This is a genomic window from Mesorhizobium sp. M1143, assembly GCF_040318435.1.
GTDB lineage: Bacteria > Pseudomonadota > Alphaproteobacteria > Rhizobiales > Rhizobiaceae > Mesorhizobium.
The window spans coordinates 24966-32500 of the sequence record NZ_JAMYMJ010000019.1 but is presented as its reverse complement, the minus strand read 5'-3'; the positions used below and the strand labels follow the sequence as shown (position 1 = coordinate 32500).

Sequence of the window (7535 nt, the reverse complement as noted above, 5' to 3'; positions counted from 1 at the left end):
CATCTACCGCGCCGCCTATTCCTATGGCATGTCGAAGAAGCTGACCCAGCAATTGGTCAAGCTCCTGGCCTCCGGCGTCGACTTCCAGTCCAGGCTCAATCCATCGGACCGCATCGACGTGCTGTTCTCGCAGCCTGACGGCGACGACCAGGCCTCCGACGAATCGGAACTGCTCTATGTCTCGTCGACCTTCGGCGGCCAGACACGCAATTTCTACCGCTTCCAGATGCAGGACGGCTCGACCGACTATTTCGACGAGGATGGATCGAGCGCCGAGCAGTTCCTGCTGCGCAATCCCCTGCCGGCCGGGAAATTCCGCTCCGGCTTCGGCGCCCGCCGACATCCGATCCTCGGTTATGTCCGCATGCATACCGGCGTCGACTGGGCGGCGCCGATCGGAACGCCGATCATCGCCGCCGGCAACGGCACCATCGAAAAGGCCGGTTGGGCCGGCGGCTACGGCAAGCAGATCATCATCCGCCATGCCAATGGCTACGAGACCTCCTATAATCACCAGAGCGCCTTTGCCAAAGGCATCGAACCGGGCGTTCATGTCCGCCAGGGCCAGACCATCGGCTTCCTCGGTCAGACCGGCCTCTCCACCGGTCCGCATCTTCACTACGAGCTGATCGTCAACGGCACCAAGGTCGACCCGATGCGCGTGCGCCTGCCGGTCGGCAAGGTGCTGAAGGGCGACGACCTGGTCGCTTTCAAGCGCGAGCGCGAGCGCATCGATGAACTGCTCAAGCAGGAAGACAGCAATCCGCTGAAGGTCGCGAGCGCCAAGATCGAAGGCTAATGCATGTCGCCCAGAAGTGTGCCGCGGCTCTGGACAAGGACATGCCTCAAAACAAACACTTAAAGCGCGTCGTATGAATCCGTTTCAGCGCGACGCGCTTTAAGCCGTCACACTCGACGCTGGCGAATCATAATCGCCCCATCAGAGCATTCCGAATCGGGTCGGCTCCGAATCAAGTCGACTGCTCCTCTTCGGCTCGTGACCAAGGCAGCTTTTGCCCCGAAACGGTGGCCCAGGCGATAATAGCGGCAAGCAGGCAAAGCACGGCCGTCACTGTCGACACGGCCGCGAACGCCGCATCGCTGGCGGCGAGCCGTGTTGCATCAAGGTCTGGCGCCAGGCCGGCCAATGCCGGTTCGCCGAATCCCGGAATGCCCGGCCTGACGCTGGTATCGAGCATCGTCGAATAGACCCAGGCCGCGAGCGAGCCCATCGCCGCCACAGCAATCAGCCCGCCAATGCGCGAAACCGCATTGTTGATGCCGGAAGCGGCGCCGGTATCCTTGTCCTCGACCGCGGTCATGACCGCCGTCGACAGCGGCGACACCACCAGCGCCATGCCGAGCCCCATCACGGCCATCAGCGGAAAGATACCGGTCCAGAAATTGTGCATGCCGGCATGAGTGAGCAAAGCCAGCCCGGCAAAGGCGATGGCAACTACCAGGCAGCCGCTGGCGATCGGAAAACGCGGACCGATGCGATCCGACCACTGGCCGACGAGACCCGACAGCAGCGCGATCGACGCCGACAGCGGCAGGAAGATGAAACCGACCTCTTTGGTGCTCAGCCCCCATCCGGCGATCAACAGCATCGGCAGGTAGAACAGATTGGCCGACAGGGCGAAATACAGGAAGAAGGTGGCGAGGTTGGCGCCGGCAAAGGCGCCGATCCGAAACAGCTTGAGATCGATCATCGGCTCGCGCTGCCGAAGCTCGAAGACGATGAAGATGATAAGCAGCACGGCGCCTGCGGCGATGCTCGGCCCCGACATCAGCCCGCTGCCTTCGGCGCTCATCGAGGTCAGTCCGTAGGCAAGCGCCCCGAAGGCAAGCGTGGCGAGAGCGGCGCCGCCGAGATCGAGGCTTCGCTTCTCCGTCGGCGCGTCGGCGGGAATCTTGGCCAGCAGGAGATAGATCGAGATCAGCCCGAGCGGCAGGTTGACGGCGAAGATCGCCCGCCAGATACCGCCGCCAAAGGCCGACAGAACGAAGCCGCCGAGCACCGGACCGAGCGCAGTCGTCAGCGCCGAGGCGGCGGCCCAGATGCCGATCGCCCGGCCGCGCTCCTTCTTCGGATAGGCCTTGGCGATGATGGCGAGGCTGCCCGGCACCATGATCGCCGCACCAATGCCCTGAATGGCGCGAAAGGCGATGAGCACCAGCGCATTCGGCGCCACCGCGCAGGCCAGCGAAGCGACGATGAACAGCCCAATGCCGGCAACGAAGGCGCGCCTGAGGCCAAACCGGTCGCCGGCGGCGCCGCCGGCCAGAATCAGCGCCGACAGCGTCAGCGCATAGGCGTTGGAAATCCACTGGACCTCGGCCAGGCTGGCGCCGAGGTCGACGCGCATTGCCGGCATGGCAATGGCCAGGATCGACCCGTCGATGAAGCCGAGCGCTGACGCCAGGATCGCCGCTACCAGCACGAACTTGCGCTGCGACTGCGGGCAAAATGTACCGTTGGAAAGCGACCTGGTCAGGGGAACGGCTGCGGCTTCGCTCGGAGACTTCATGAGCGTCTGCTTAGACTTGTTGCGGGCCGGCAACAACCAGCCAGCACCCTGCGCTCATGAATCCAGCTTTGGATATCGGCCTGCCTTATGGGCAGGCCGATATCACTGCGCTGGAGCGCTCACTTGCTCCGCAACATCATCGGCCGAGGGACCGCCGACGAACTCGACGGTGACGCCCGGCGACACCAGCTTGGCCAGTTCACGCGCATCCCAATTTGTCAGGCGCACGCAGCCATGGCTTTCGGTCTTGCCGATCTTGGAGGGATCGGGCGTGCCGTGAATGCCATAGGTCGGCTTGTCCAGCGCGATCCACACCGAGCCGACCGGGCCGTTCGGACCCGGCGGGATGGTCAGGATCTTGTCGTTCTGGCCCTGCTTGAAATTGATGCTGGGGTTGTAGGTGTAGTTCGGATCGAGCGCGACGCGCGACACCGTATGGGTGCCGGTCGGCGAGGGCGTGTCGGCTGAACCGATGGTGGCCGGATAGGCCGCGACCAGCTTGCCACCGGCGTCATAGGCGAACACCTGCTTCTTGTCCTTGTCGGCGACGATGCGGGCAACCGGCGTCGCCACCAACCTGCCGAAATTGGCGACCTTGATGATGGTGCCGGGACGGCTGAAGTCGGCCTCGGGATTGAGCCCCTTCAGGTAGTTCTCGTCCATGTGGAACCGTTCGGCCAAGGCTTCGGTGACGGAGGTGTAAGCCATGCGGTCGAGCTGCGCCTTCTGGCTGTAATCCTCCGGTATCGAGGCGACATAAGGCCCGGCCGCGTCCTCGGGCGTGATCGTATAATTGGCGAAAGCATCGCCACCGGTTTGCGCCAGCGCAGCCTGGATGCCGACCGCGTCGGTCGAGCGCAGATTGCTGCCGGTGATCTGGTTATAGGCGGCAAGCGCCTTGTCGACATTGGAGCCGAAGCGCCCGTCGACGACGCCGGGTGAAGCGCCGGCGCGGTCGAGCAGCACCTGCAAGGCGGCTACATCCTGGCGTGCGCCGAGTGAAAGCGAGGGATCGACCACGGTCTTGCCACCGGCTTTCGGCGGCAGCGCGGCCTGGTCGGCGGGCGCCGCCGGTTCGGCGGGATCGATAGAGGCTTCGTTCAGCGGCTGCCGCTTGACGGGCCGCGGTTCAGCGGATTTCGGCGCTTCCGGATAGGTGTCGCTGTCATTGGCATCATCCTGCGGAGCGGCCCCCAGGAATCTGTCGCTTTCAGGATCGTATTCATCAACCGGCGGGCCGGGGATTCGTCCCTGATCGTCCAGTTGCCTGCGGCGGAAACGCGCCATGTCTTCGGGATCGTCGAGATAGTAGCGGTCGTCGTCTTCGACCGGTGCGCGTCCAAGCTCACGTGCCCGCATTTCCCGGCGCAGCGCGCGGCGGTCGAGCCTGGTCTGCGGCGGCTGGATGGCGATGACCTTGCCGGTCTCGGCATCGACGATGACGCGGTTGCCCCTGGCGTCGTAATAGATGTCGAGATTGCCGTCCTGGGCAAGCACAATGCCGCCGCTATCGGCGGCGCGGACGGCCGGCAGTGCGTTGTCCACAGTCGGCGATGCCATGGCGCTGGACGTGAGCAGCCCGGCGGCGAGCACCGAAAAGGCAAGGATCGTGCGGAACATGGTGGTCAAACTCTCCGGTACTTACAGCGCCGCGCGTCCGTTTGGACGCGCAAAGGACGCTGTAACACTTCATGTCTGCGCATGATCCTTTCCGAAAATCGAATTTCGATTTTCGGGGTCATGCGTAATTGCCGCCGCCCGGCAGTGTTCCCACCAGAACGTTCTCGCCACCGTTTGGATGCGCAAGGAACGCCCTGATCGTCAAAAGCCTGCAGGCAAACCCCTTCGCCAGCAAACCACAACATAAGCTTTCCAACATGAACCGGGCATGAAGATGGCGGATTACTGGTTGCTACAGGCCCAATTCCTTGCGCGTCTGCTTCGTCAGCTTGAGGACGACGAGGCGGTGGCTTTCGCCGAGATAGTCCTTCAGCGCATCATCATCCATGCTCTGGCTTGTCTGACGCTGGATCCATTTCATGCCGCGCGAGGCGAGATAGGGCGCCGGCCGGCAGCCGGGCTGATCCTTCAGCACGTCATAAGCCATTTCAGAGCATTTGAAGGTGACGAAGACGCCACCCTCCCGGTCATGGCCGGCGATGGTGAAGACCTTGCCACCGACTTTCCAGACATCGGCCCCGCCCCACTGCACGACGTGCGTCGTCTGCGGCAGCGAGGCGCAGAAGCTGTTGTAGTCGTCCAGCGTCACCTGCACCCCCGTCAAAGGATTGTTGTTTCATAACAAAACGCCGCGCGTCCGGGCGGACGCGCGGCGTTGGATCAGGCTGCCGCGTCGGTCGGCACCACAGTGGGCCTGGACCGGAAATTCAACCGGTCGGAGCCGGCGGTGACCTTGACGGTCGAGCCGTCGAGTATCTCGCCAAGCAGGATTTTTTCCGCCAGCGGATCTTGCAGGTCCTTCTGCATCACCCGCTTCAGCGGCCGCGCACCATAGGCCGGGTCGTAGCCCTTCGCCGCCAGCCAGTCGATCGAATCCTGGTCGAGCGACAGTGTGATCTTGCGGTCGGCGAGCAGGCTTTCCAGCCGCTTGAGCTGGATCTCGACGATGCGGCCCATATCCTGCCGGCGCAGCCGGTGGAACAGGATCACCTCGTCGACGCGGTTGAGGAACTCCGGCCTGAACGAGGCTCTCACCACGCTCATAACCTCGTCGCGCACGGCATCGACGTCCTGCTCTTCGCCGAGATTGACCAGATATTCGGCGCCGAGGTTCGACGTCATGACGATCAGCGTGTTGCGGAAGTCGACCGTGCGGCCCTGCCCGTCGGTCAGCCGCCCGTCGTCGAGCACCTGCAACAGCACGTTGAAGACATCCGGATGCGCCTTCTCGATTTCGTCGAACAGCACGACCTGATAGGGCCGGCGCCGCACCGCTTCGGTCAGCGCACCGCCTTCCTCATAGCCGACATAGCCGGGAGGCGCGCCAATCAGCCGGGCGACCGAGTGCTTCTCCATGTATTCCGACATGTCGATTCGCACCATGGCGCTCTCGTCGTCGAACAGGAAATTGGCCAGCGCCTTGGTCAGTTCGGTCTTGCCGACGCCGGTCGGTCCGAGGAACATGAACGAGCCGATCGGCCGGTTCGGATCCTGCAGCCCGGCCCGGGCACGACGCACGGCCTTGGACACCGCCTGTACCGCTTCGCCCTGGCCGACGACTCGCTTGCCGATCTCGTCTTCCATGCGCAGCAGCTTGTCGCGCTCGCCCTGCAGCATCTTGTCGACCGGAATGCCGGTCCAACGCGACACGATATGGGCGACGTGGTCGGGCGTGACCACCTCTTCGACCATGCCGGCCTTGCCGTCCTGGGCTTCGGCTTCCTTCAGCTTCTTTTCCAGTTCCGGGATCTTGCCATAGGCAAGCTCGCCGGCGCGCTGGAATTCACCCTTGCGCTGGGCAATGGCGAGGTCGTTGCGGGCCGCGTCGAGCTGCTTCTTGAGGTCAGCGGCGAGGCCAAGCTTCTGCTTCTCCGACTGCCATTTGGCGGTGATCTCGGTCGATTCCTCCTCGAGGCCGACGAGTTCCTTTTCGAGACGCGCGAGCCGGTCCTTTGACGCCTCGTCCTTCTCGACCTTCAGTGCCTCGCGCTCGATCTTGAGCTGCATGATGCGGCGATCGATTTCGTCCAGCGCCTCGGGCTTGGAATCGACCTGCATCCTCAGCCGCGACGCGGCTTCGTCGACAAGGTCGATCGCCTTGTCCGGCAGGAAACGGTCGGCGATGTAGCGGTTCGACAAAGTCGCCGCCGCGACCAGCGCCGAATCCGAGATGCGCACCTTGTGGTGCTGCTCGTACTTCTCCTTCAGGCCACGCAGGATCGACACGGTATCTTCCACCGACGGCTCGTTGACGAAGACCGGCTGGAACCGGCGGGCAAGGGCCGCGTCCTTCTCGACATGCTTCCTGTATTCATCGAGCGTGGTCGCGCCGACGCAGTGCAGTTCGCCGCGCGCCAGCGCCGGCTTCAACAGGTTCGAAGCGTCCATGGCGCCATCGGCCTTGCCGGCGCCGACCAGCGTGTGCATCTCGTCGATGAACAGGATGATGCCGCCGGCCGCCGAGGTGACTTCGTTGAGCACGGCCTTCAGCCGCTCCTCGAACTCGCCGCGATATTTGGCGCCGGCAATCAGCGCGCCCATGTCGAGCGCCATCAACTGCTTGTCCTTCAGCGATTCGGGCACGTCGCCATTGACGATGCGCAGCGCCAGACCTTCGGCGATCGCCGTTTTGCCGACGCCCGGCTCGCCGATCAGCACCGGGTTGTTCTTGGTACGGCGCGACAGCACCTGGATGGTGCGGCGGATCTCGTCGTCACGGCCAATCACAGGGTCGAGCTTGCCGGCGCGGGCATCGGCGGTGAGGTCGCGCGCGTATTTCTTCAGCGCGTCATAGCCCTGCTCGGCGCTCGCCGAATCGGCGGTACGGCCCTTGCGGACGTCGTTGATCACCTGGTTCAGCGCCTGCGCTGTGACGCCGGCCTTGGACAGGATATCGGCCGTCTTGGCCGACTTCTCCATCGCCAGCGCCTGCAGCAGCCGCTCGACCGCGACAAAACTGTCGCCGGCTTTCTTGGCCAATTCCTCGGCGGTCGAAAACACCTTGGCCAGCGGCTGCGCCAGATAAAGCTGGCCGTTGCCGCCTTCCACCTTGGGCATGGCCTCAAGGGCGGTCTCGACGCCAAGCTTGACGTCGCGCACGTTGCCGCCGGCGCGCTCGATCAGCGAGGCGGCCAGCCCCTCGTCGTCATCGACGAGGACCTTCAGCATATGTTCGGGAGTGAATTGCTGGTGATTGCGCGAGAGCGCCATGGTCTGGGCGGACTGAATGAATCCGCGGACGCGCTCGGAGTATTTCTCGAGGTTCATATCTGTCTCCTTCCATCACCGGCCCGCTTTGCGGCACCGGATCAGATTGCGGTGACG

5 protein-coding genes (1 of these 5 only partly in view) are annotated in these 7535 nt (G+C 63.8%); 1 reads left to right on the top strand and 4 read right to left on the bottom strand.

All coding sequences use genetic code 11. The features are described from left to right. Positions 1-799: the end of a M23 family metallopeptidase gene (locus tag NKH35_RS15370; RefSeq protein ID WP_352597424.1), read on the top strand. The gene continues 1172 nt to the left of window position 1, outside the view; the window shows 799 of its 1971 coding nt (coding positions 1173-1971); the start codon falls outside the window, past its left edge; it ends in the stop codon at positions 797-799. A gap of 172 nt (positions 800-971) precedes the next feature. On the opposite strand, the gene NKH35_RS15365 is transcribed toward NKH35_RS15370, so the two are convergent. The 4 genes from NKH35_RS15365 to clpB all read right to left on the bottom strand — a co-directional run bounded on the left by NKH35_RS15365 (position 972) and on the right by clpB (position 7478). Next, positions 972-2531, bottom strand: a complete 1560-nt coding sequence (locus tag NKH35_RS15365; protein ID WP_023733652.1) for an MFS transporter — start codon at positions 2529-2531, stop codon at positions 972-974. A gap of 102 nt (positions 2532-2633) precedes the next feature. Next, entirely contained in the window at positions 2634-4151 is a 1518-nt protein-coding gene (locus NKH35_RS15360) for a L,D-transpeptidase family protein (protein ID WP_023701438.1), read from the bottom strand. Positions 4152-4443: 292 nt separating this feature from the next. After that, entirely contained in the window at positions 4444-4800 is a 357-nt protein-coding gene (locus NKH35_RS15355) for an MmcQ/YjbR family DNA-binding protein (RefSeq protein WP_023685771.1), read from the bottom strand. A 71-nt stretch (positions 4801-4871) separates the two neighbouring features. Next, complete coding sequence (gene clpB, locus NKH35_RS15350; protein WP_023733653.1) at positions 4872-7478, bottom strand: ATP-dependent chaperone ClpB; 2607 nt, start codon at positions 7476-7478, stop codon at positions 4872-4874. Positions 7479-7535: the final 57 nt, after the last annotated feature.

Excerpts from the sequence above, each read along its gene's own strand:
- NKH35_RS15365 (WP_023733652.1), bottom strand. The coding sequence starts at position 2,531 with ATGAAGTCTCCGAGCGAAGCCGCAGCCGTTCCCCTGACCAGGTCGCTT.
- NKH35_RS15360 (WP_023701438.1), bottom strand. The coding sequence starts at position 4,151 with ATGTTCCGCACGATCCTTGCCTTTTCGGTGCTCGCCGCCGGGCTGCTC.
- clpB (WP_023733653.1), bottom strand. The coding sequence starts at position 7,478 with ATGAACCTCGAGAAATACTCCGAGCGCGTCCGCGGATTCATTCAGTCC.